Here is a 21,953-nt window from a genome sequence, read left to right as displayed (position 1 = left end):
CCATTGAACAACCCTCCTGTGGGAGCGGCCTTGCTCGTGAAAGCGGTGTCACAGCCGACGAAAATGTTGGATGTGCAGGCCTCTTCGCGAGCAAGCCCGCTCCCACAGGAGGGCGGTGTGGCTAGGGGTTTTGTGTCTACTGAGGCGCCAATGTGGGCAATGAATCAACCATGAGCCTGCTTGAACAACAGCGCAATGCCGGGATGATACTGCCCGGCTTCGTTGCGCAACTTGCGGTAGGCGTAAGGGAAGTACCAGGCCACAGCGCAGGTGTTTTCCTTCTGCAGGTCGTCGATCATGTCCTGCAATTCTTCGGGTGTGGCGCTTTGCTGGGCTTTTTGTGGCGAGACGAACAGGCAGCCCAGCTTCAGGTCGCTGGCGTAGCTGATGCGCTTGGCATCGCTGGCGGCTTCGAGCAGCGGTTGGGTCAGGTTCAAGTTGTTGACCTTGGGCCAGCGTTGAGTGGCCTGGATGAAGGCGCGCTCCTCGGTGCTGGCGATGAACAGATCGGCGCTGACGTTGCGTTCGCCTTCTTCATTCTGCTTGCGGGTCGGCGCGTTCTGCAGCGTGACCATCTCGGCCATCCAGGCTGCGGCCGACAGCAAGCCGAGGTTGGCTTTTTCATCGAACCAATAAGGCGTGTCGTTATCGCCACGCACCGCGTTGTAGCGGTCGATACAGTCAAACCAGCGTTCCAGCGCCGGGCGCAGGAATTCCAATTTTGGATTGCTGATGATCATGCCTTGCATGCTTTTGCCCTCTTGTTCTTGTGATATTGGGTCGTAATGTCGCTTTGATATCACTTGCCGCAGAATCCCACAAGATTGGCGTCATTTTATTGATCGGCGCCAATGATCGCCCCGACAGGCGGCTTTAATTGACGCTCCACCCCCAACCCTCTAACCTTCGCCGCTTGTTTCAGGTGCTCTGTGGCTGCGGTCGACAGAGTGAAACAGGGAAGCCGGTGAGTGCACACGAACCCGGCGCTGCCCCCGCAACGGTAAATGAGTCAACGCTGTGCTCAAGCCACTGTGTCGCCAGACATGGGAAGGCGCGCAGCCAGGCACCACGCCGCTCATGAGCCCGGAGACCGGCCTGATTCATCCAACGGCATCACGGTGGGCGATGCCAGGCTTGTTGCCGTCTTTTTTTGTGCCCGCCCGCCGTTGTCCAATCCCAAACGGAGGCTTCCCATGACCGACTCCCTCATCACCGACACGTCCGATCGCGATGAGCGCCACCTGGCGCGCATGCTGCGCAAGAAAGCTGTGATCGACGAGCGCATCGCCAACTCGCCGAATGAATGCGGCCTGCTGCTGGTGCTGACGGGCAATGGCAAGGGCAAAAGCAGTTCGGCGTTCGGCATGCTTGCGCGGTCCATGGGCCACGGCATGCAATGCGGCGTGGTGCAGTTCATCAAGGGGCGCAACAGCACCGGTGAAGAGCTGTTCTTGCGCCGCTTCCCGGAGCAGGTACGCTTTCATGTCATGGGCGAAGGGTTTACTTGGGAAACCCAAGATCGCCAGCGCGACATCGCCGCTGCCGAAGCCGCTTGGGCGGTATCACGTCAGTTGCTCAACGATCCGTCCATCGGCCTGGTGGTGCTCGACGAGTTGAACATTGCCCTCAAGCACGGTTACCTCGACCTCGATCAGGTGCTGAGCGATCTGCAGGCCCGTCCGCCGATGCAGCATGTGGTGGTGACCGGTCGTGGCGCCAAGCCCGAGATGATCGAGCTGGCCGACACCGTGACCGAAATGGGCATGATCAAGCACGCATTCCAGGCGGGTATCAAGGCGCAGAAAGGCGTCGAACTGTGAGCGATCCCGCCATGACCCGCCGCCACTGTCCGGCGGTGCTGATCGCAGCGCCGGCCTCGGGCCAAGGCAAGACCACCGTCACTGCGGCGCTGGCCCGCTTGCATCGCAACCAGGGACGCAAGGTACGGGTATTCAAGTGCGGTCCGGATTTCCTCGACCCGATGATCCTGGAGCGGGCCAGCGGCGCGCCGGTCTATCAATTGGACATGTGGATGGTTGGTGAGCAGGAAAGTCGCCGGCTGTTGTGGGAGGCCGCTGCCGAAGCGGACCTGATCCTCATTGAGGGGGTGATGGGGTTGTTCGACGGTACCCCGTCGAGCGCCGACCTGGCGCGGCATTTTGGCGTGCCGGTGTTGGCGGTGATCGATGGCACGGCCATGGCCCAGACTTTCGGCGCCCTGGCCCTGGGCCTGGCGCGTTATCAACCCGATCTGCCGTTCGCCGGGGTCTTGGCCAACCGGGTCGGCACCTTGCGCCACGCGCAATTGCTCGAAGGCAGCCTGACCGAAGGCCTGCGCTGGTACGGCGCGCTGTCCCGGGAAACCGGCATCGAATTGCCCAGTCGTCATCTCGGGTTGGTCCAGGCCAGCGAGTTGAACGACTTGGACGCGCGCCTCGACGCGGCGGCCGAGGCCTTGGCCGGGAGTTGCGAAGTGGCGCTGCCGCCAGCGGTGGCATTCGCCGCGCCCGAGGTGATCGCCGTCGAGCCGTGGCTCGCCGGGGTGCGCATCGCCGTAGCCCGGGACGAAGCGTTTGCCTTCACCTATGGCGCCAGCCTTGATCTGCTGCGGGCCATGGGCGCGCAGTTGAGCTTCTTTTCTCCGATCCATGACAGCGAACTGCCCGAGGCGGACAGCCTTTATCTGCCTGGCGGTTATCCAGAGCTGCACCACGTTGCGCTGGCCCTGAATACGCCGATGCTCGCCGCGATCCGTGCCCACCATGCAGCCGATAAACCGTTGCTCGCCGAATGCGGCGGCATGTTGTATCTGCTCGATTCATTGACCGATGTCGACGGCGTGCGCGCCGAACTGCTGGGGCTGCTGGCCGGTGATGCGCAGATGCAAAAGCGCCTGGCAGCCCTGGCGCTGCAATCGGTGGATTTGCCGGAAGGCGACCTACGTGGGCACACCTATCATCATTCGCTGACCAGCACCGAGCTTGAACCGATTGCCCGTGGCCATAGCCCCAACGGCGGGCGCGGGGCGGAAGCGGTGTTCCGGCAGGGGCGGATGACGGCTTCCTATGTTCATTTTTATTTTCCGTCCAATCCCAAGGCGATTGCTGCGTTGTTTGCGCCTGATCCTGAGACCGCTATCGCGAGCAGGCTCGCTCCCACAGGGGACCCAGTGATCTCAAGTGCAACGCTAGCCAATGTGGGAGCGAGCTTGCTCGCGAAGAGGCCATGACCGACACCGCTTTCTCCCAGGCCGAACGCGACGCCATCTACCGCGCCATCGCCGAACGCCGCGACATGCGCCACTTCAGCGGTGGCTCGGTTGAACCGGCCTTGCTGCGCCGCCTGCTGGAAGCCGCGCACCAGGCCCCCAGCGTCGGCCTGATGCAACCGTGGCGATTCATCCGCATCAGCGACCGCGCCTTGCGTGGGCAGATCCGCCAACTGGTGGAGCAGGAACGCATTTGCACCGCCGAGGCCCTGGGTGAGCGCAGCGATGAATTCATGAAGCTCAAGGTCGAAGGGATCGACGACTGCGCCGAAGTGCTGGTGGCGGCGTTGATGGAGGATCGCGAGCGGCACATCTTCGGTCGCCGGACCTTGCCGGAAATGGACCTGGCCTCGCTGTCCTGCGCGATCCAGAACCTATGGCTGGCTTCCCGCGCCGAAGGGCTGGGGATGGGCTGGGTGTCGTTGTTCGAGCCCCTGGCCCTGGCCGACCTGCTGGGCTTGCCCGCCGGCGCCAAGCCGCTGGCGATCCTCTGTCTGGGCCCGGTCGAGGGGTTTTATCCGGCACCGATGCTCGCCCTGGAAGGTTGGGCGCAACCGCGTCCGCTCAATGAACTGCTGTATGAAAACCGTTGGGGAGTGAGCCCATGAGTGTGGCGTTGATCAGTGTCGCCGCGGTGGCGCTGGATGCGCTGTTGGGCGAGCCCCGGCGCTGGCATCCGCTGGTGGCGTTCGGCGGTTTTGCCAATCGCATCGAACAACGTTTCAACTCAGGCGGACGCGGCTGGCGCAGTCATGGGGTGACGGCGTGGTTCATCGCCGTGGTGCCGTTGACCTTGCTCGCCACGGCCCTTTCGTGGGCGCCGATGGTGGGCTGGTTGGTGGAGATCCTCGCCTTGTACTGTGCCCTCGGCCTGCGCAGCCTCGGTGAACATGTCGAGCCGGTGGCGCGGGCGTTGCGCAGCGGTGATCTGGAGGAGGCGCGCAAGCGTGTCGGCTATCTGGTCAGTCGCGAAACGGCTGAACTGGATGAAACCGCCGTGGCCCGCGCCGCCACCGAGTCGGTGCTGGAAAACGGCAGCGACGCGGTGTTCGCCGCGCTGTTCTGGTTCGCCGTGGCCGGCGCGCCCGGGGTGGTGTTGTACCGCCTGAGCAATACCCTCGACGCCATGTGGGGTTATCGCAACGAACGCTTCGAGCGCTTCGGTTGGGCGGCGGCAAAAATCGACGATGGGCTCAACTATATTCCGGCGCGCCTGGTGGCATTGACCTACGCGCTGCTCGGCAAAACCCGCCTGGCGCTCAAGTGCTGGCGCACCCAGGGGCCGACCTGGGACAGCCCCAACGCTGGACCGGTGATGGCCGCCGGTGCCGGAGCGCTGGGTGTCGAGCTGGGCGGGGCGGCGGTTTATCACGGCGAGCTGCATCAACGTCCAGCGCTGGGCGAAGGCGTGCCGGCGAGTGCCGACGCCATTGATCGCGGCTGGCAATTGGTCCAGCGCGGCGTATGGTTATGGCTGCTGATTCTTTGCCTGGGAGCTGAGTTTTATGCTTGAACACGGTGGCCGCTTGCGCAACGCAGTCCGGCAATACGGCATTGGCGAAGCGGATTGGCTCGACTTGTCCAGCGGCCTGGCACCTTGGCCGTTCGACGTCCCGGCGATTCCGCAGCGGGCCTGGGCGCGTCTGCCGGAAACCGATGACGGCTTGGAACAGGCCGCCTGCGATTATTACGGCGCACTGAATGTGCTGCCGGTGGCCGGTTCGCAGATGGCCATCCAGCTGTTGCCGCGCCTGCGCCGGGCCGGCAAGGTCGGTGTCTTGTCGCCCTGTTACGCCGAGCACGCCGAAGCCTGGCGCCGCAGCGGCTACATCGTGCGCGAAGTGCTGGAGACGGAAGTGGACTTCTTTCTCGACAGCCTCGACGTGCTGGTGGTGGTCAATCCGAACAACCCCACGGGCCTGAGCCTGGCGCCCGAGCGCTTGCTGGACTGGCATACGCGCCTGGCCCAGCGCGGTGGCTGGCTGGTGGTAGATGAAGCCTTCATGGACGTCACGCCGGCGCTGAGCCTGGCGGCGCACACCCAACTGGTCGGGCTGATCGTGCTGCGTTCGTTCGGCAAGTTCTTTGGCCTGGCCGGGGTGCGCCTGGGCTTTGTCTTGGCCGAGCGGCGCTTGCTCAAGTTGCTCGCTGAACAAGTCGGGCCGTGGGCCGTCAGCGGGCCGACCCGGGTGCTGGGCCAGGCGTGCCTGCTGGACACTGATGCCCACGCATACCAGCGCCAACGCTGCGAAGCCGCCCGCCAACGCCTGGCGCTGATGCTCGAACGCCACGGCTTCAAGCCACACGGCGGCTGCGGATTGTTCCAATGGCTGGTCACCGAACACGCCCTGGGGCTCCATGATTTCATGGCCCATCGCGGCATTCTCCTGCGCTTGTTTACCAACACCAGCAGCCTGCGCTTCGGGCTGCCGGCCGACGACAGCGAATTCCTGCGCCTCGAACAGGCCTTAGAGGCCTACGCCAAGGACACCCGATGACCACAGTGATGGTGCAGGGCACCACGTCCGATGCCGGCAAAAGTACCTTGGTCACGGCTTTATGCCGCTGGGTCCGACGCCAGGGTGTAAGCGTGGTGCCGTTCAAGCCGCAGAACATGGCCCTCAACAGCGCCGTGACGGCCGACGGCGGCGAAATCGGTCGCGCCCAGGCGGTGCAGGCCCAGGCGGCGGGGCTGGAACCGCACACCGACATGAACCCGGTGCTACTCAAGCCCAACAGCGACACTGGCGCCCAGGTGATCATCCATGGCCGTGCCGTGACCACCATGAATGCCGTGGCCTATCACGATTACAAAGCCATCGCGATGCAAGCCGTGCTGGCTTCCCACGCGCGCTTGAGCGCGGCGTATCCGGTGGTGATGGTGGAGGGCGCCGGCTCGCCGGCCGAGATCAACCTGCGTGCCGGCGACATTGCCAACATGGGATTTGCCGAAGCGGTGGACTGCCCGGTGCTGCTGATCGCCGATATCAATCGTGGCGGGGTGTTTGCCCATCTGGTCGGCACCCTGGAGTTGCTTTCGCCCAGCGAACAGGCGCGGGTCAAGGGCTTCATCATCAACCGTTTTCGCGGTGACCTCGCCTTGCTGCAACCGGGCCTGGACTGGCTGGAAGCGCGCACCGGCAAACCGGTGGTCGGCGTGTTGCCCTACGTGATGGACCTGCACCTGGAAGCCGAGGACGGCCTCGACCAGCGCCAAACCGGCAAGGCTGAACAGGTGCTCAAGGTGGTGGTGCCGGTACTGCCGCGTATCAGCAACCACACCGACTTCGATCCGCTGCGCCTGCACCCGCAGGTCGACTTGCAATTCATCGGCCCCGGCCAGCCCATCCCGCCGGCCGACCTGATCATCCTGCCCGGTTCGAAAAGCGTGCGCAGCGACTTGGCCTACCTGCGCGCCAACGGTTGGGCAACGGCGATCAATCGCCACCTGCGATACGGCGGCAAGCTGCTGGGTATTTGCGGCGGTTTGCAGATGCTCGGCCAGCAGGTCCACGACCCGTCGGGGCTCGAAGGCGCGGCCGGTTCCAGTGCCGGGCTGGGTCTGCTGGATGTCGAAACGACGCTGGAACACGAGAAGCAATTGCGCAATGTGCGCGGGCGACTGGTCTTGGAAGAGGCTGAGGTCAGCGGCTACGAGATCCACGCGGGCGTGACCACTGGCCCGGCCCTGGAAAACCCCGCGGTGCATCTGGAGGATGGCCGTTGCGACGGCGCCCAGAGTCTCGACGGGCAGGTGTTCGGCACTTACCTGCATGGACTCTTTGAATCGCCGGCCGCCAGTAGCGCGTTGTTGCGCTGGGCCGGGTTGCAGGATGTGCAGGCGGTGGATTACCACGGGTTGCGCGAGCGGGATATCGAGCGGCTGGCGGATCTGGTGGAACAGCATTTGGATACTCGGTTGTTGCGTGAGCTTTGTGGGATTTGAGGTGCCTTTACCGGCCTCTTCGCGAGCAAGCCCGCTCCCACGTACACAGCAGGTTTTGTGTGGGCCCTGTGGGATTTAGAGTGGCTGGGCTGGCCTCCCACACCCCCCCCACATTGGATCTCTGATGACCACAGCATTCATGTACACCCTGGACCAACTGTGGGAGCGAGCCTGCTCGCGAAGAGGCCGGCCGCAACACCGCCAATAAAAGATACCCAATGTTCCAGCATCGGATCTGCGGGTATACATAAGTCCCCTGTGGGAGCGAGCTTGCTCGCGATGGCGCCAGTCGCCACACCGCCAAATAAAAGGAATAACCCATGCTGCAACTGATCCTCGGCGGCGCCCGCTCCGGCAAGAGTCGCCTGGCGGAAAAACTCGCCAGAGACATCCAATTGCCAGTGACCTACATCGCCACCAGCCAACCCCTGGATGGCGAGATGACCGCGCGCGTCGCGCAACACCGCGCGCGGCGCCCGACCGAATGGGCGCTGGTGGAGGAACCCCTGGCCCTGGCGCGGGTGCTACGGGAAAACGCCGCCCCCGGGCAATGCCTGCTGGTGGATTGCCTGACCCTGTGGCTGACCAACCTGTTGATGCTCGACGCTCCCGAGCGACTGAACGCCGAACGCGAAGCGCTGCTGAACAGTCTGGCCGCGCTCCCCGGGCACATCATTTTTGTCAGCAACGAGACCGGCATGGGTGTCGTGCCGCTGGGCGAGCTGACGCGCCGTTACGTCGATGAAGCCGGTTGGCTGCATCAAGCCTTGGCCGAACGTTGTCAGCGCGTCGTGCTGACCGTTGCCGGCCTGCCCCTGACTCTCAAAGGTACTGCGTTATGAATCATCGCTGGTGGCTGGACCCGTGCAAGCCCGTCGATAGCCAGGCCCTGGAACAGGCCGCGGCCCGTCAGCAACAACTGACCAAACCAGCCGGCTCCCTGGGCCGGCTGGAGTCGGTGGCGGTGCAACTGGCGGGCCTGCAAGGGCAGGTCAAGCCGAGCCTCGATCAGCTATGGATCGCGATTTTTGCCGGCGATCATGGCGTGGTCGCCGAAGGCGTATCGGCCTATCCCCAAGAGGTCACCGGGCAGATGCTGCTCAACTTCGTCAGCGGCGGCGCGGCCATCAGCGTCCTGGCGCGACAACTGGGCGCGTCCCTGGAAGTGGTCGACCTGGGTACTGTCACGCCATCGCTGGACCTTCCCGGTGTACGGCACCTGAACCTCGGGCCGGGCACGGCGAATTTCGCCCAAGGCCCGGCCATGACGGTGAGCCAGGGCGAGCAAGCCTTGCACGCCGGGCGCGACAGCGTGGCGCGGGCGGTCGCGGCCGGGACGCACTTGTTCATCGGCGGCGAGATGGGCATCGGCAACACCACGGCCGCCAGCGCCCTGGCCTGCGCCTTGCTCGAATGCCCGGTGGCGCATCTGGTCGGGCCGGGTACCGGGTTGGACGCGGCGGGTGTCAGCCGCAAGGCCCAGGTGATCGAACGGGCCCTGGCGCTGCACGCGGCCCAGGGCCACGACCCGTTGCAGACCCTGTTCAACCTCGGCGGTTTTGAAATCGCCGCGTTGGTCGGTGCGTACCTGGCCTGCGCCCAGCAGGGCGTCGCGGTGTTGGTGGATGGCTTCATCTGCAGCGTTGCGGCCCTGGTGGCGGTGCGGATCAATCCCGCGTGCCGGCCATGGTTGCTGTTCGGCCATCGCGGCGCCGAGCCGGGCCATCGCCACGTGCTAGAAACCCTCGGCGCCGAACCGCTGCTGGAGCTCGGCCTGCGCCTGGGCGAGGGCAGTGGCGCTGCGTTGGCGGTGCCGCTGTTGCGCCTGGCCTGTGACCTTCACGGGCAGATGGCGACGTTTGCCGAAGCGGCCGTGGCGGATCGCCCGGCATGACCTTGCGCCTGGACCTGTTGCGTCACGGCGAAACCGAACTGGGCGGCGGCTTGCGCGGCAGCCTCGACGATGCCTTGACGGCCAGGGGCTGGGAGCAGATGCACACGGCTGTCGCCCAAGCCGGGCCCTGGGATCGCCTGGTGAGTTCGCCGTTGCAGCGCTGCGCCCGTTTCGCCGAGCAACTCGGCGCCCGGCTCAACCTGCCGGTGCACTTGGACAAAGACCTGCAAGAGCTGCATTTCGGCGCCTGGGAAGGCCGTAGCGCGGCGGCGTTGATGGACACTGACGCCGAGGCACTGGGCCAGTTCTGGGCCGATCCCTATGCCTTCACGCCCCCTGAAGGCGAGCCGGTGCTGGCGTTTTCCAGCCGCGTGCTGGCGGCGGTCGAACGCCTGCACGCGGCCTATGCCGGTCAGCGGGTCCTGCTGGTCAGCCATGGCGGCGTGATGCGCCTGCTGCTGGCCCAGGCCCGCGGTCTGCCTCGGGAGCAGTTGCTCAACGTCGAAGTCGCCCATGGCGCGCTGTTTTCCCTGACGGTGTCGGCAGGGCCCGTGCTCAAAGAGGCGGATTAATGATGTTGCCTTTCTGGATAGCCCTGCAATTTCTCAGCAGCCTGCCGGTGCGCCTGCCCGGCATGCCCGAGCCCGAACAGCTGGGCCGTTCGCTGTTGTTCTATCCCATGGTGGGGCTGGTGTTCGGCGCCGTGCTGTGGCTGCTCAATGCGCTGCTGCTGGGTGCGCCGTCGCTGCTCCACGCCGCGCTGTTGCTGAGCGCGTGGGTGCTGCTCAGCGGCGGCCTGCACCTCGATGGCCTGGCCGACAGCGCCGACGCCTGGCTGGGCGGTTTTGGCGATCGTGAACGCACGCTGCTGATCATGAAAGATCCGCGCAGCGGGCCGATTGCGGTGATCACCCTGGTGCTGGTGCTGTTGCTCAAGTTTGCCGCGCTGCTGGCGTTGATCGAGCAGGGGCACGCGTTGGCCTTGATCGTCGTGCCGGTGCTGGGGCGTGCCGCGTTGCTGGGCTTGTTCCTCACCACGCCGTACGTGCGGGCCGGTGGGTTGGGCCAGGCGCTGGCCGATCATCTGCCTCGGCGCGCGGGTTGGTGGGTGTTGTTGGGAGGGGCGTTGGGCTGTGTGCTGCTGGCGGGATGGGCGGGTGTCTGTGCGCTGGTCGTTGCCTTCGCGGTGTTTGTCGGCGTGCGGCGGATGATGCTGCGCAGGCTCGGGGGCTGCACCGGGGATACGGCTGGGGCGTTGCTGGAACTGCTTGAGGTGGTGGTGTTGGTTGGGATGGTGCTGAGCCGATAAAGCCCCGCTGTGCAGATAGCCACCTGTCAACTCTGACAGTTTCGGCCTATAAAAAAAAAGTGCTTACTTCCCTCCAGTGCAGAACGATGGGAAACGTCTGGGCAGTGCCCGCAAATCATCGGTCTGCTTTTCGAACTGAAGCGCCATGGGTAGCCATGGCTTCCAGGTATGAATACGGAGAGCGACAACATGGCTGGTCCAGATAAAAAAGAGCCGTTGACCTCAAATGAAAGCGCATCCGGCGGACCCGCGCCGTTTGAGGTTCAGGATCCGGTTGTGAAGCCTGACCCCCTATCCGGGTTGCCGGTGGGGCTTATTAAAAGGTCAGATCTTGAACTCGGCCTCAAGACAACAATCACGAATTGGAGTGGTAGTCCGGAACCGGCTGGCCAGACGGAATACATACGGTTGCAGTGGGCGCGAGCGGACAGTAACGAATGGACGGATCTTGAAGAACATTCCTTCGTAATCGGCGCTACTTGGTCTCCGCTGGTTTTCAATATTCCCAGCAGTTTTTTGCTGGATCCCGAGCATGAAGGGCCATTCGACATCCGATACGAGCATGAAAATTTTGTCTCGATCGTAGACCATTCCGATCGAGTCCTCATCCACATCGACAAGGTTGCGCCCAATAATGGAAACATACCCGATGCAATGGTATTCGCCGTTACGTTACCCATCATCGATGCAACGTTTGGCGGGAAGGACTACCTGGAAGCGACAATTCCGCGTTGGACGGGCGATCAGGGGGACGTGAAAGTCGCTTACGCCTGGATAAAAGGCGAGCTGCCCGATGATCCCGCAGATGTCAATCTCATCGGTCCTTTGCCCATTGATCCGACCGGCAACAGGGTCGTACAAATTCCCAAGAGCGAATTCGTTACCGCTGGAGATGGCCTGTGCTGCGGTGGCTACGTACTGATCGACAAGGCCGGCAATATCAGCCCCCTGTCTCGATATGAACTCATGTCGGTCGCTCTCGACTCCCTGCCTGCTGCGCCATTGGCCCCTCCCACGGCGGCGGATGCCACGGGCGGGGAGTTGCTGCGCTCGGACCTTGTCGACGGGAACGTGCTCGTCAATGTGCCCCATGTCACCAATGGCAAGTCAACCGATACCGTCGTTGTTAAATGGGGCACCAAGGAAGTCAAGCCGGGTACGCCTCTAGGCAGCAACCCAACGGGCGGGATCAACATCCCCGTGCCTTGGGCGACTCTCTGGGCCGAATACGGCAGTACCACGACAGGCGTGGTGGCTACGCCACTTTCCTACACGGTACTGCGGGGGGTGGAACCTTTTGGCTCAAGTCCAGGCTCGGTCCCATGCAACTTTTCTGGCACTGGGCCGATCAACCCGGATCCGGAACCCGGCAACGGTTCGTTGAAAGTGGTCACGATCGTGGGGGACTCGGGGAAAGACAATGAGTTGGTTGCGGCCGATGAAAATAAGGAGGTCCTGGCCAAAATCGAACTGGTTGCACCGCTGGCCGACGGCGATACCTATCAAGTCCTCTGGAACGGCACTCCCATCGGCCCCACCCGCGTGATTGACACCGCCAATGACACGGCGGGGGATGTCATCGAGATTGAGCTTGATTGGGACGTTATCCGCGGCGAAGGCCCGGATGCGGCCATGCCGGTCTGGTACGTATTGACCAACTCGGCTCATGCAAACCCGCAAGAGCCTAAACAACGCACCTCGGTCAAGATCGACTTCCTGGTCCAAGCCTTGCCGGAGGCGATGCCTCTACATCTCAATCCAGGTGGTTACCTGACCTGTAATTCATTGCGCTGGAATGAGGCAAAGACAGAATTTGGCGTCGAGTACCTGATCCCGCCCAGTCGCTATTTGCAGGTGGGTGATGACGTCGTAGTGGAATGGAGGGCCTACACGAACCATAGCAACCCGGTGGAGGACCCCGACGGCTATCTGACCGAAACGTTCACCGCTATTACGCAAGAGCAGGTAGATAACGGAATTATCTGGCTCATCGCACCCTACGACCCATACGTCCTGGCCACCTGGGTGAAAGCTACCCCAATAGGTAAAGGCGAAGTGAGCTACACGATAACCGGGAAATCCTACATACCCACTCCGACCGATACCCAGGTGGCGATGTCCCAGGGCGAAGGCAGTTGCAACGTGCCGCCAGGTCCGAATCCTTGAGCGGATCCCTGAGATTGGCACCAGGGGATCAGCCTTTTTCCTGGGGGCAGCTTCAACCTTTGCGCGGGCTATATCAGAAAAGTCCTACATACCATGTAGTCCGCGCTCTGTAGTCTGCGCGGCCTCTGTATCCCAATTGCCACAGGGTGCCTGTATGTCCTCGCCTAAATTCCTGCTGAGTCCGTTGTCTCGAGCTTTGAAACTGTTGTCCATCGCACCGTTGTTGATGGTCGCTGAAATGGGGTACGCCAGGGTCTTGAACCCCGGCGAGACCCTGTCCATCGACAGCGCCACCGCGCCCGACAATTACGTGCTGAACGGTGAGTCGACATTGAATGCCGATGGCGCCGAGACCCGCAACATCACCGTTAATAATTCAACCCTGAACCTCAACGGCACCGATGTGAAGGCAACAGGCGCCAATGGCGTTCTGCTGAATGCTGGTCGGGCCAACATCAGCGGCAACAGCACCATCACCAGTGACCGGACAGGCCTGGCGGTCAGTCGCGATTCCACGGCTACCCAGGGTTCCACCGCGACAGTGAGCGACAGCACCATCATCGGCGGGACGACGGGCGTTTCGGTCACCGGTTTGAGCGAGGTTACACTGGTGCGATCAACCATCCTGGGAACGGGTGCCAATGCTGCCGGCCTGCGACTGTTCGGAGGGACTGCCACGGCTATTGGCAGCACGATTTCCGGGGCGAGGAACGGGATCGAAATTGGCGGGGATAGCGTCGTGAACGCCCCCGCGAACTTGACCCTGGACGGCACCCATGTCGAAGGTCTCAACGGATCGGCAATCGTTGTCGATACCTTGGGCCTGGGGGCCAACACCGCCAACATCTCAGTGGTCAACGGCTCCACGCTGTCGGCCAGCAATGGCATCCTGATGGATGTTCGCCGTGGTGCCGAGGGTAATTTGAATGTTAGCGGCAGCGCACTGGTCGGCGATATTGTCGCGGACGACAGCAGTATCGCCAATGTGCTGCTGGAGAACGCCGCGACCCTGACCGGAAACCTGAAAAATGTCCAGGACCTGGGCATCAATAGCAGTGCCCGCTGGATCATGGTCGGCGACGGCGAGGTCGAGAACCTGGTCATGAATGGCGGCGCCATCCAGTTTGGCAACCCAGGTGAGTTCTTCAAGCTGAACGTAGGCACTCTGTCGGGTGATGGCGGTACGTTCTACATGCACACCGATTTCAAGACCGGCCAGGTCGATACCCTGACGGTAACCGGCACGGCGACCGGCAATCACACCATCGCGATCAATGCCAGTGGCTCAGAACCTGTAGGCGCCGGCTCCGTTGCGGTGGTGAAGATTGGCAGCGGCGATGCAACATTTGCCCTGGCCGGTGGCGAAGTGGACCTGGGGGCTTATTCGTACGATTTGATCAAACAAGGCAATGACGCCTGGTACCTCAATACCCTCACGCGCACGATCAGCCCGGGCACCCGCTCGGTGATCGCGCTGTTCAATGCAGCCCCAACCGTCTGGTATGGCGAACTCAGCACCTTGCGCAGCCGCATGGGTGAAGTGCGCATGAATCCTGCCCAGAGCGGTGGCTGGATTCGCGCCTACGGTAACAAGTTCAATGTCAGCGCAAATTCCGGTGTCGCTTACCAGCAAGTCCAGCAAGGCTTGTCGTTTGGCGCGGATGCGCCGTTGCCGGTGGGCGACGGCCAGTGGTTGGTCGGTGTGTTGGGTGGCTTCAGCAAGTCCGACCTTGACTTGAGCCGCGGTACCAGCGCAACGATCAACAGCTACTATTTGGGTGCCTATACCACCTGGCTGGATGAGCAGAGCGGCTATTACTTCGACGGCGTGCTCAAGTTCAACCGCTTCCAGAACGAATCCGATGTGCAACTGAGCGACGGCAAGAAAACCAAGGGGGACTACGACAGCCATGGCGTCGGTGGCTCCTTGGAATTCGGCCGGCATATCAAGTTGGCGGACGACTATTTCGTTGAGCCGTTCACTCAGTTGTCGGGTGTGGTTATCGAGGGCAAAGACTACAAGCTGGACAATGGTCTCTCTGCCGAAGGGAGTCGGTCCCACTCTCTGTTGGCGAAGGCCGGCGCTACCGTCGGACGCGATTTCACCTGGGGTGACAAAGTTGTGCAGCCCTACATTCGTGCTGCTTTCGTGCACGAATTTGCCAACAACAATGACGTGCAGGTCAACAACAACCGGTTCAACAACGACCTTTCGGGTTCCCGTGGTGAATTGGGTACTGGTGTTGCCATGACCGTGACCGACAAGGTTTCGATTCATGCCGACTTCGACTACAGCAATGGCAGCAAAATCGAACAACCGTGGGGTGCCAATGTGGGCGTGCGCTACCTCTGGTAGGTAGTGTCGGCATGCCGAATCTGATTTCGGCATGCTCCCCTTGCGGCATTCGAGTGTTCATCAGGATTCCTCCCCGGCCTTGGGCTGGGGGTTGATATTCAGCGATGGAGAACATGAACAATGTCGTCGACCAAGTCCACCAAGCTCCCTCCCAATATGACCGCCCCCTGGACCGAGCCCGCACCGTTGGCGGATGTTCCTGGCGGCGAGCGAAACCTGCTGCATCGTTCGGCCTGGAGCGACCCGGACAATCCTCTGAAGGTCATGCTCAAGCCCTGGTACGACGGCGACGATCCGTCGGGCGGTCCGTGGAAAGAGCGGGTCGATGTTTTTCTGGATGATGACGAGAGCGATATCATCGGGTGCCGGGAATGGGATCTGCCTATGGATCCGGATGATTACTACGTACCGATCAGTGCCGACCGGTTACCGTCCGGGAGGCATACGCTTAGCTTCATCATGACCAATTTTGTGAGCACGCCGGACCGATCGCATCCGTTTCCGGTTACTGTCGATAAAAGCCCTCCGGACCTCGCTTTTGCAAGCGAACTCCTAATCGACCCGGACATCATCCAAAACGGCCTCTCCGAACAATACCTCAACGAGCATAACGGAATCATCACCGTCAGTGTCCCCACTTACGTGGAGCCCGCCCCTGGCGACAGGATCACCGCTCGATGGCTCAATGAATATACCGGCCAGTCCGAAGAGGTCACCAAGGATCTCGACCGGGATAATTACGAAAACCCTATATGGCTGGATTTCACCGAAGCGTTGATACGCAGGATGGGCGATGGTACGCGGTCGATTTCCTATCATGTGGCTGATAGGGCGGGCAACGAATCAGTCGAGTCCACGGCGGTACCGTTTCTAGTATCGGTGATTCGCGCGCCGCATTATGTGCCTCATCCGTGGATCACCCAGGCCGAAGGCAGCCCCGCGGAATATGCCGACCTGAACCCTTCAAACGTAGTAGCCGGTGCCACGGCGAAAATCCCTGACGATGCTGTCTACTACGATGATGATATCGTCCATATGCAGTTCGGTGAGCCTGGTACGGTGGGGGCTATTGCTGTTCCCGTGCCCTGGGGCACAAAAGAAGTGCGCATTCCCCCCGGTAATATCGCGGCGATGTTCGGAAAAGGCGTACCGGTCTATTACGACGTTGTCCTGGCCGACACGTCGAACAAGCCGTCCAGAACACTGACGGTTGCGATCGGTACGTTCCCAACGACCCGATTCCATGTGCCTCAGCTCGTCTCTCCTTTTACCGATCCTGTCTCTAAAGCGAGCATTACCAATTCCGGAGTACCCGTTCATCAGCGTGCGTGGGCCTTTATCAGCGAGGCGTGCCTGGTGACCATCACGGTATCGGGCAAAAATCTCCAGGATCAAACGGTGAGCCGGATTGTACTGGATCAGCACCGGGTTCAACTGGCAGAGGTCACGGCCGGGATACCTGTCAATTTGCCTAAGGACTTCATGATGTCTCTTTTGAGTAATCGAAGGTTCACAGTCGAGACCAAAGTCAGCTTCGATGATGGAGCGAGATGGACAGCTTTCGACCATTTGACACCGATGCTGATTGATTGAATCCGGGCTCATTGTGGGGGCTGGAGTCGCCAATATGAGCACCATGGTGTTGAGGTGATAACAGCAGCCTCGTCGGCGGCCTAACCCCTGTGGAATTTGCGCGCGAAAGCGTTGGGGCAGTTTGCTCAACACTGACTGCGTCACTGCTTTTGCGAGCAAGCCCGCTCCGACGCTGCGTCCGGCACGAATTCCTCTGTGGGAGCGAGCCTGCTCGCGATGACGGCGGTAAATTCAATATCACCGGCACAAACAGACCGCAATCGCGAGCAAGCTCGGCTCCCACAGTTTTTGCCGAGGTATTACTGAAAGGTAATCGTGAAGCTCAATGCTCCCCGAGCGGTGCCGGGGCTTATCTGGCCCACGTTGCCGATCTGGTAGAAGCTGGCATTGAAGTCCAGGGTTTTGTTCCTGCCGTCTTCGATCGGTCCAAACGAGACGTCCGTACCCAAAGGGACGGGCGTGGTGCCGTCTCCGCGTAATACCTGTATCCCCACGCCACGGGCGGTCGATCCGTTACCCAGTGTGAACACCCCGCGACTGCCATCGCCCTCGGGCAACGACCCATCGGCGCCGTCCAGGCGGATGTGGGCATTGGCCTGGTTGGCGTTGGTCGGGTCGGCCTCGCAACTGGACAGGGTGATGGTGAATCGGGTCGGCGTAGTGGTGAAGCCCGGATGGGTAAAGTCCGAGACTTGCCAGTCCCCCAGCGGCACCGGATCGACGCTGACCGGGTTGGCACCCACGGCACATTGGGCTTGCATCACCGTCGCGCTCAAACTGTAGCCAAAGCCCTTGCCGATGTTGGAAAAATTGCCGTCGAACATATGCCGGTTCACCACCTGGGGACCGGGGGCGATGGGGCCCGTTTTGATCAGGGTGACCTTGCTCCTGAGCCTGGAAAGATTGAACGGTACGATCAGGTTTTGCGCCAATTGTGCATTGAACGGCACGACCGGGCTGCCAATCGGGACGAACGCATTGCCGGCCTGCCCATCGAAACCTGATTCCAGCGTAATGCGGGCACCGACGCCCGGTACGTTGGTGGCGAAAATCTTGTCGCTGCTGGCCGCACCGCCCATGGCGCCTTGGATGTGGCGTTGCAGGGGCGCCACGTTCACGGCATTGAAGTTCAGGATCACGTTGCCATCGTTATTGCAGGTGATCGCCGGCCCGGGACTGTTGCTGAACACGGATTTGTCGAGTACGCCAATCACACTGCCGACACTCGCATCACGCGGTACGTAGACGGTCCCCAGGTCGGCTTGATAATTGATCGGCCCCGGCGCGGCATCCCACCGACAGGTGTTGGCCAGGGCGGATGGGGCAAATTGGCTGCCGGCCAACACGCCAATAAGGCTGAACACGTGTCGCGACGATAATTTCTTCATACGTTTCCTGCGATGAAAGCGGTGTCAGTTGCAGCGACAACACCGCCTGGATGAAGGTGAGTCACTGGCAAACCACCGATTGCAAGCGATAGCCCTGGGACAACGTCATGTGCTCGGGGTCGATGGGCATGCGGCATTGCTGCCCGGGTTTCTCGCCCCAGGCAACGGCAAGCGTTTGCCGATGACCATCGATGCCAAACATCGCCACGCCGCCCTGGCCGACTACGGCGAGGGTCTCGCCTTGCGCGTCCTTGACCTGGGCACCGAACGGCAATGGACGTCCCTTGAACGACCCGGTAATGACCACCCGCTGGACAGTGCGGGCGGTAAACGAATGCTTGACCAGCGCACCGCGCCGCGGCACGACCTGGGTGGTTCCGTTGTCCAGTTCGATGTCCGGTCCCAGTTCATCCGTCTCCAGTTCGAGGGTGTTGACCCGGTAGGGCCGCAGGTACGGAACCAGGGCGTAACCTCGCGCGTTGGTGCGTATACCCGGCGAGCTGACGACGCCGACATTCTTCACGCCCGGCACTTCGATCAGGCCGGCGGTTTCCCCCAAGTAGGCGCCGAATTCAACTCCGTCACTGTGCATCACCACCGCGCCGGCAGCGTTGACCGAGAGGTTGCGATAGCCACTGCCGTAGTTCAGCCCTGCACCGAGGTTGCCGGTAGGCATTTGATAACTCATCGAAAGCTCGGCCGCCTGTTGCCGATCATCTTCATTGACGATGCCAGCGCGGTACCCGAGGCGATTCTGATCCATGCTGCCGGTGACACTGGCGCGTTGGCTCAAGGTCTGGCCGGTCTTCTGCAGGTCCAGGCTGACGGAACTGGTGTGGCCCAGGTCCAGGGGGAAGGAAATGCTCAGCCCTACTTGTCGATCGCTCGACTGCTGTTTGCTGCGCAGCGATTGGCCAGCGTACAGGCTGTAGTTCACCCCTTGATGGCGCGTGTTGAGGTTGAATTGAAACTGGCGAAGCTGCTCGTTGCTGCGCCAGAAATCTTCCTGGGAGAGCGTCAAATTCAGTGAGCTGTCTCGGCCGAGGCCCTGGTAAACCGAGGCCTCCAGACGACTACGCCGGCTGCCCCTGAAGGTCGAGTCCAGGCTGCGCTGACGCACCGCTTCATCAAAATCGCGATAGCCCTCGGTGGAGTAGCGGTACCCGGCGAAACGCAGGCTGGTTCGCGAGTCGAAGGTCTTGCCGTATTTGATCGCATAGCTGGTGCCCTGCACCGCGTTCGACGCCTGGGCATCGATATCGGCGCTGGAACGGGTCACGTCCAGCGCCAACGCGCCGATGGCGCCCAGATCCTTGGCCGCTCCCAGGTTGGTGGCCTGGTAGTAGTCACTGGCTTGCAAGCCACCGTAGAGTGTCGTGCCCCAGCCCACGCCGGCGGCCAACGTGCCTTGCCAGAGCAAGGGATCATCGAGGTGGCCGGTGGCGTTGTAGCGTCCGATGGCGGCGCTGTATTTCCAGGTGTTTTCCCGCAGCAGGTTGCCCAAGGAGGCGTAAGGCTGGGTGAAGCGCCTGACCTGCCCGTCAGCCTCGGTGAGGATAATCTCCAATTCGCCGCTGCCACCGCCGGTGTTCAGGTCATCGATTTCGAAGGGGCCGGCGCTGACGTATGTGGCGTAGATCGGAAAGCCGCCCTGGCGTATTTCCAGGCGCGCCCGGCTGAAGGCCACGCCCCGGACGACGGGGGAGTAGTTCTGCTGGACATCGGGCAGCATGCCAGAGTCCGAATTGAGCATCACGCCCTTGAGCGCCACGCTTCTGAACACGTCACCGCCGCTGAAGGCTTCACCCAGCGTCAGGTTGGCGTTCATGCCGGGCAGGTCGCGCTGGGCGTAGGTGTAGGCGCGGGTCCAGCTACGCTCGCCTCCGCTGTCTTGCCGGCCACTCTGGTTGGTGCGCAGGCGCCAGGGGCCCAGGTTGATGCCGCCGTTCAAGAGTAGATCCTGGCTGTCGTTGTGCCCGTTGTAGCGCGTTGTGCCTTGTTGGGCCGAAACCTGATAGTTGAGAAACGCCGCGTTGATGCCGTGGTCCCAGCGCTGCGGGTCGACATACCCGGCCGTCTTGCGGCGCATGGCGATTTGCGGGACGGAAAGGTCCAGGTGCAACTGCCTTGCGTCAAAATCGGCCCGGGCGCCGGGAATCAGGGTTGGCAGGTCGATGCACGGATGTGCGAGCGATTGCGTGTCGGCCACGCCTTCGACGTTCACGCCGAACTGATCGAGCAGGGCGCCGCTCAGGCAGGGCGATAGGGCCGCCTTATCGCCCTGGATGAACTCGATGTCATGCTCGCTCAGATACTGCTGATTGAGCCGGATCTGCACCCGATAGCGGCCCGGCAACACGCCTTGTTCGTTGGCCATGGCCTGCAAGGCCAATTGGCCGGAATCGGTCGCCTGATCCGGCCCCTGGCGCATGAAGCCGGACAGAAACACCGGTTGCGCCTGGGCCATTGCTTGCCCCGCGCCGATCAGCACGCCACTGCCACCGGCCAATAAGTAATGGGCCAGACGCAGGCGTCGACCTTCTGAAGATCTGATCATGGTCATGTGTCCTGACAATCAATGCGAGCGGCGGGGGTTAACGGTCCTGCCGCAGAGGCAAGGTGATGGGCGGGGTAATACCGCCGTAGTCATTGATGGTGGTGAAGGACACCTGCGCTGCGGTGCCGGTCTTGAGCTCACCCAGTGCATAAATTTCACGACTCAGTGGCGCGGCCATGGTCGGGTTGTCGATGGTTTTCGAGCGGCCGCCACTGCTGACTTCCAGGCGTTGGAATGTGTAGTGGAAGGGGGTTGGATTGTGCAGGACCAGGCTTGGCTTGCCGTTTATCGTTTGCAGCGACCATTGAAGATCCTTGAGGCGTTCGCTCGGGTTTTGCTTCAACTGCGCCGGACGATAAAAGAACTTGATGCGGGTGCGGATGGCGATGTTCAGCACATTGCTCTGGTCCGCTTCGGCCTGGGGAATTTCCTGGGCATTGAAATAGAACAACGTCTCGCGATCAGTGGGCAGTGTGTTGGGCAAGCGGTTGATCTGCACTTGCTGTTCCTTGCCGGGGCCGATGCTGAACAACAGCGGCGATGTCACGAAGGGCACGGCCGTCGTGGTGTCGTCGGCGCTGGTATTGACCCAGGACTGCACCGCGAACACCTTGTCGCTGGGGTTGGCGACGATCAGCGAAGCGCTGCGTTTGCCGCTGTCGAACACCACGCGGGTGGTGCTCAGCGTCAAGGAAGCCTGGCTCAACGGGGCGTAGCACAGCAACGCCAGGACGCCCATGAGCGCGGCCCTGGCCCTGTGGTTTTTCTGGATGGATCGGAACATGAAGAATCCCTGGGCGATGCTGACGTCCACACGTGGCGAGCGATGCTCTTGAGCGCATGACCGTCTGGCCATGCACTCAAGAGCCCGGCATTACGGGTAAGTGGCGACGAAATTGATGTTGGCGATGACCGGGCCCGGCACCACGGTTGCGTTGGTGGAGCGGTAGCGGGCCTGGAAGATCATCCGGGTTTCGCCGGTGGCGTTCAGCGGATAGGCCTTGGAGGGGGTGCCGCTGTCGATAGGGGTGTTTTCGTTGTCCTTGATCGTCAGGGCAACACCGGTAGCGCCTCCGGTCTGGATCGCATAGTAGCGGCCACCGGTGCCGGCGTTGCCGTGGGTACTGGTGAAGGTCACGGTGGCGGTATCGCCGGCGCCGAAACCACAGGCGGCCCCATCCTTGACGCGCAGGGCGAACTCACGACCACCGGCTTCCGCATCGGCGACCCCGCCGAAATCGGTGGCGGCGACACTGCCCAGGTTGATCGGTCCTGGGGCGCCGGTACCTGGGTCGATGGGGTCGATCGGGCAGGTATTGGCGTTGATGGTGCCGGTGAAATTGATCTGGCCGGTGCTGGTGGCGGCGAACGCCGATTGGCCGGCCAGGGCGGCGATCAGGCCCAGGGAGGCGGCCAGTACAGATTTTTTCATTGACTAGAATCCTTGATGGAACAGTGGGGTGCACACGAGACGGC

At 62.0% G+C, this 21,953-nt stretch carries 18 protein-coding genes and 1 riboswitch; of the genes, 13 read left to right on the top strand and 5 right to left on the bottom strand.

The genetic code is table 11. The annotated features are described in order from the left end of the window. Positions 1-164: 164 nt before the first annotated feature. A complete protein-coding gene (locus AACY42_RS00285; RefSeq protein WP_339475138.1) occupies positions 165-749 on the bottom strand; it encodes a hypothetical protein in 585 nt (194 codons plus the stop codon). 154 nt (positions 750-903) lie between these two features. Further along, positions 904-1,113, top strand: a riboswitch (cobalamin riboswitch). An 80-nt stretch (positions 1,114-1,193) separates the two neighbouring features. Here AACY42_RS00285 and cobO point away from each other — a divergent pair. The 13 genes from cobO (at position 1,194) to AACY42_RS00220 (ending at position 16,532) form a co-directional block, all read left to right on the top strand. Beyond that, positions 1,194-1,820, top strand: coding sequence for a cob(I)yrinic acid a,c-diamide adenosyltransferase (cobO, locus tag AACY42_RS00280; protein WP_445261531.1), 627 nt, complete (start codon positions 1,194-1,196; stop codon positions 1,818-1,820). An 11-nt stretch (positions 1,821-1,831) separates the two neighbouring features. Beyond that, positions 1,832-3,229: a cobyrinate a,c-diamide synthase gene (locus tag AACY42_RS00275; RefSeq protein ID WP_339475703.1), complete on the top strand. Its 1,398-nt coding sequence runs from the start codon at positions 1,832-1,834 to the stop codon at positions 3,227-3,229. Then, entirely contained in the window at positions 3,226-3,876 is a 651-nt protein-coding gene (gene bluB, locus AACY42_RS00270; protein ID WP_339475136.1) for a 5,6-dimethylbenzimidazole synthase, read from the top strand. The genes AACY42_RS00275 and bluB overlap by 4 nt, the downstream gene beginning before the upstream one ends. Then, on the top strand, positions 3,873-4,781 hold the full coding sequence (gene cbiB, locus AACY42_RS00265; protein ID WP_339475134.1) for an adenosylcobinamide-phosphate synthase CbiB: 909 nt from the start codon (positions 3,873-3,875) through the stop codon (positions 4,779-4,781). Before bluB ends, cbiB begins: the two co-directional genes overlap by 4 nt. After that, on the top strand, positions 4,774-5,766 hold the full coding sequence (gene cobD / locus AACY42_RS00260) for a threonine-phosphate decarboxylase CobD (RefSeq protein WP_339475132.1): 993 nt from the start codon (positions 4,774-4,776) through the stop codon (positions 5,764-5,766). The genes cbiB and cobD overlap by 8 nt, the downstream gene beginning before the upstream one ends. Further along, positions 5,763-7,214 (top strand): cobyric acid synthase, encoded by a 1,452-nt coding sequence (locus tag AACY42_RS00255; RefSeq protein ID WP_339475131.1) that lies wholly within the window; start codon positions 5,763-5,765, stop codon positions 7,212-7,214. The genes cobD and AACY42_RS00255 overlap by 4 nt, the downstream gene beginning before the upstream one ends. 320 nt (positions 7,215-7,534) lie before the next feature. Further along, on the top strand, positions 7,535-8,056 hold the full coding sequence (gene cobU, locus AACY42_RS00250) for a bifunctional adenosylcobinamide kinase/adenosylcobinamide-phosphate guanylyltransferase (protein WP_339475129.1): 522 nt from the start codon (positions 7,535-7,537) through the stop codon (positions 8,054-8,056). Beyond that, positions 8,053-9,108 (top strand): nicotinate-nucleotide--dimethylbenzimidazole phosphoribosyltransferase, encoded by a 1,056-nt coding sequence (gene cobT / locus AACY42_RS00245; protein ID WP_339475127.1) that lies wholly within the window; start codon positions 8,053-8,055, stop codon positions 9,106-9,108. Before cobU ends, cobT begins: the two co-directional genes overlap by 4 nt. Beyond that, complete coding sequence (gene cobC / locus AACY42_RS00240) at positions 9,105-9,680, top strand: alpha-ribazole phosphatase family protein (RefSeq protein WP_339475124.1); 576 nt, start codon at positions 9,105-9,107, stop codon at positions 9,678-9,680. Before cobT ends, cobC begins: the two co-directional genes overlap by 4 nt. 2 nt (positions 9,681-9,682) lie before the next feature. Then, a complete protein-coding gene (locus AACY42_RS00235) occupies positions 9,683-10,417 on the top strand; it encodes an adenosylcobinamide-GDP ribazoletransferase (RefSeq protein WP_339475701.1) in 735 nt (244 codons plus the stop codon). Positions 10,418-10,606: 189 nt separating this feature from the next. Further along, positions 10,607-12,583 (top strand): hypothetical protein, encoded by a 1,977-nt coding sequence (locus tag AACY42_RS00230; protein WP_339475122.1) that lies wholly within the window; start codon positions 10,607-10,609, stop codon positions 12,581-12,583. 154 nt (positions 12,584-12,737) lie between these two features. Further along, positions 12,738-14,939 carry an autotransporter outer membrane beta-barrel domain-containing protein gene (locus tag AACY42_RS00225; RefSeq protein WP_339475120.1) on the top strand — a complete coding sequence of 734 codons (2,202 nt, stop codon included), beginning with the start codon at positions 12,738-12,740 and terminating at the stop codon, positions 14,937-14,939. Between the two features lie 120 nt (positions 14,940-15,059). Beyond that, entirely contained in the window at positions 15,060-16,532 is a 1,473-nt protein-coding gene (locus AACY42_RS00220; RefSeq protein ID WP_339475118.1) for a hypothetical protein, read from the top strand. Positions 16,533-16,831: 299 nt separating this feature from the next. On the opposite strand, the gene AACY42_RS00215 is transcribed toward AACY42_RS00220, so the two are convergent. From AACY42_RS00215 to AACY42_RS00200, 4 genes are all read right to left on the bottom strand, one after another. After that, positions 16,832-17,920 (bottom strand): fimbrial protein, encoded by a 1,089-nt coding sequence (locus tag AACY42_RS00215; protein ID WP_339475115.1) that lies wholly within the window; start codon positions 17,918-17,920, stop codon positions 16,832-16,834. Positions 17,921-17,981: 61 nt separating this feature from the next. Next, the gene (locus AACY42_RS00210) at positions 17,982-20,477 is read right to left on the bottom strand and encodes a fimbria/pilus outer membrane usher protein (RefSeq protein ID WP_339475112.1); all 2,496 of its coding nucleotides are present in this window, start codon (positions 20,475-20,477) and stop codon (positions 17,982-17,984) included. A 37-nt stretch (positions 20,478-20,514) separates the two neighbouring features. Then, the gene (locus tag AACY42_RS00205; RefSeq protein ID WP_339475110.1) at positions 20,515-21,261 is read right to left on the bottom strand and encodes a fimbrial biogenesis chaperone; all 747 of its coding nucleotides are present in this window, start codon (positions 21,259-21,261) and stop codon (positions 20,515-20,517) included. Between the two features lie 90 nt (positions 21,262-21,351). Next, on the bottom strand, positions 21,352-21,909 hold the full coding sequence (locus AACY42_RS00200; RefSeq protein WP_339475109.1) for a fimbrial protein: 558 nt from the start codon (positions 21,907-21,909) through the stop codon (positions 21,352-21,354). Positions 21,910-21,953 lie beyond the last annotated feature (44 nt).

Source organism: Pseudomonas sp. RL_5y_Pfl2_73 (assembly GCF_963970515.1).
GTDB lineage: Bacteria > Pseudomonadota > Gammaproteobacteria > Pseudomonadales > Pseudomonadaceae > Aquipseudomonas.
Note: the sequence above shows the minus strand (reverse complement) of the source record. Positions and strands in the feature narration are given on the sequence as shown.

Bases quoted from the DNA above. Each gene is read 5' to 3' on its own strand.
- bluB (WP_339475136.1), top strand. From the start codon at position 3,226: ATGACCGACACCGCTTTCTCCCAGGCCGAACGCGACGCCATCTACCGC.
- cobC (WP_339475124.1), top strand. From the start codon at position 9,105: ATGACCTTGCGCCTGGACCTGTTGCGTCACGGCGAAACCGAACTGGGC.
- AACY42_RS00220 (WP_339475118.1), top strand. From the start codon at position 15,060: ATGTCGTCGACCAAGTCCACCAAGCTCCCTCCCAATATGACCGCCCCC.
- cobU (WP_339475129.1), top strand. From the start codon at position 7,535: ATGCTGCAACTGATCCTCGGCGGCGCCCGCTCCGGCAAGAGTCGCCTG.
- cobT (WP_339475127.1), top strand. From the start codon at position 8,053: ATGAATCATCGCTGGTGGCTGGACCCGTGCAAGCCCGTCGATAGCCAG.
- AACY42_RS00230 (WP_339475122.1), top strand. From the start codon at position 10,607: ATGGCTGGTCCAGATAAAAAAGAGCCGTTGACCTCAAATGAAAGCGCA.
- AACY42_RS00275 (WP_339475703.1), top strand. From the start codon at position 1,832: ATGACCCGCCGCCACTGTCCGGCGGTGCTGATCGCAGCGCCGGCCTCG.
- AACY42_RS00235 (WP_339475701.1), top strand. From the start codon at position 9,683: ATGTTGCCTTTCTGGATAGCCCTGCAATTTCTCAGCAGCCTGCCGGTG.
- AACY42_RS00210 (WP_339475112.1), bottom strand. From the start codon at position 20,477: ATGATCAGATCTTCAGAAGGTCGACGCCTGCGTCTGGCCCATTACTTA.
- AACY42_RS00255 (WP_339475131.1), top strand. From the start codon at position 5,763: ATGACCACAGTGATGGTGCAGGGCACCACGTCCGATGCCGGCAAAAGT.
- AACY42_RS00225 (WP_339475120.1), top strand. From the start codon at position 12,738: ATGTCCTCGCCTAAATTCCTGCTGAGTCCGTTGTCTCGAGCTTTGAAA.
- cobO (WP_445261531.1), top strand. From the start codon at position 1,194: ATGACCGACTCCCTCATCACCGACACGTCCGATCGCGATGAGCGCCAC.
- AACY42_RS00200 (WP_339475109.1), bottom strand. From the start codon at position 21,909: ATGAAAAAATCTGTACTGGCCGCCTCCCTGGGCCTGATCGCCGCCCTG.
- AACY42_RS00285 (WP_339475138.1), bottom strand. From the start codon at position 749: ATGCAAGGCATGATCATCAGCAATCCAAAATTGGAATTCCTGCGCCCG.
- AACY42_RS00205 (WP_339475110.1), bottom strand. From the start codon at position 21,261: ATGTTCCGATCCATCCAGAAAAACCACAGGGCCAGGGCCGCGCTCATG.
- cbiB (WP_339475134.1), top strand. From the start codon at position 3,873: ATGAGTGTGGCGTTGATCAGTGTCGCCGCGGTGGCGCTGGATGCGCTG.
- AACY42_RS00215 (WP_339475115.1), bottom strand. From the start codon at position 17,920: ATGAAGAAATTATCGTCGCGACACGTGTTCAGCCTTATTGGCGTGTTG.
- cobD (WP_339475132.1), top strand. From the start codon at position 4,774: ATGCTTGAACACGGTGGCCGCTTGCGCAACGCAGTCCGGCAATACGGC.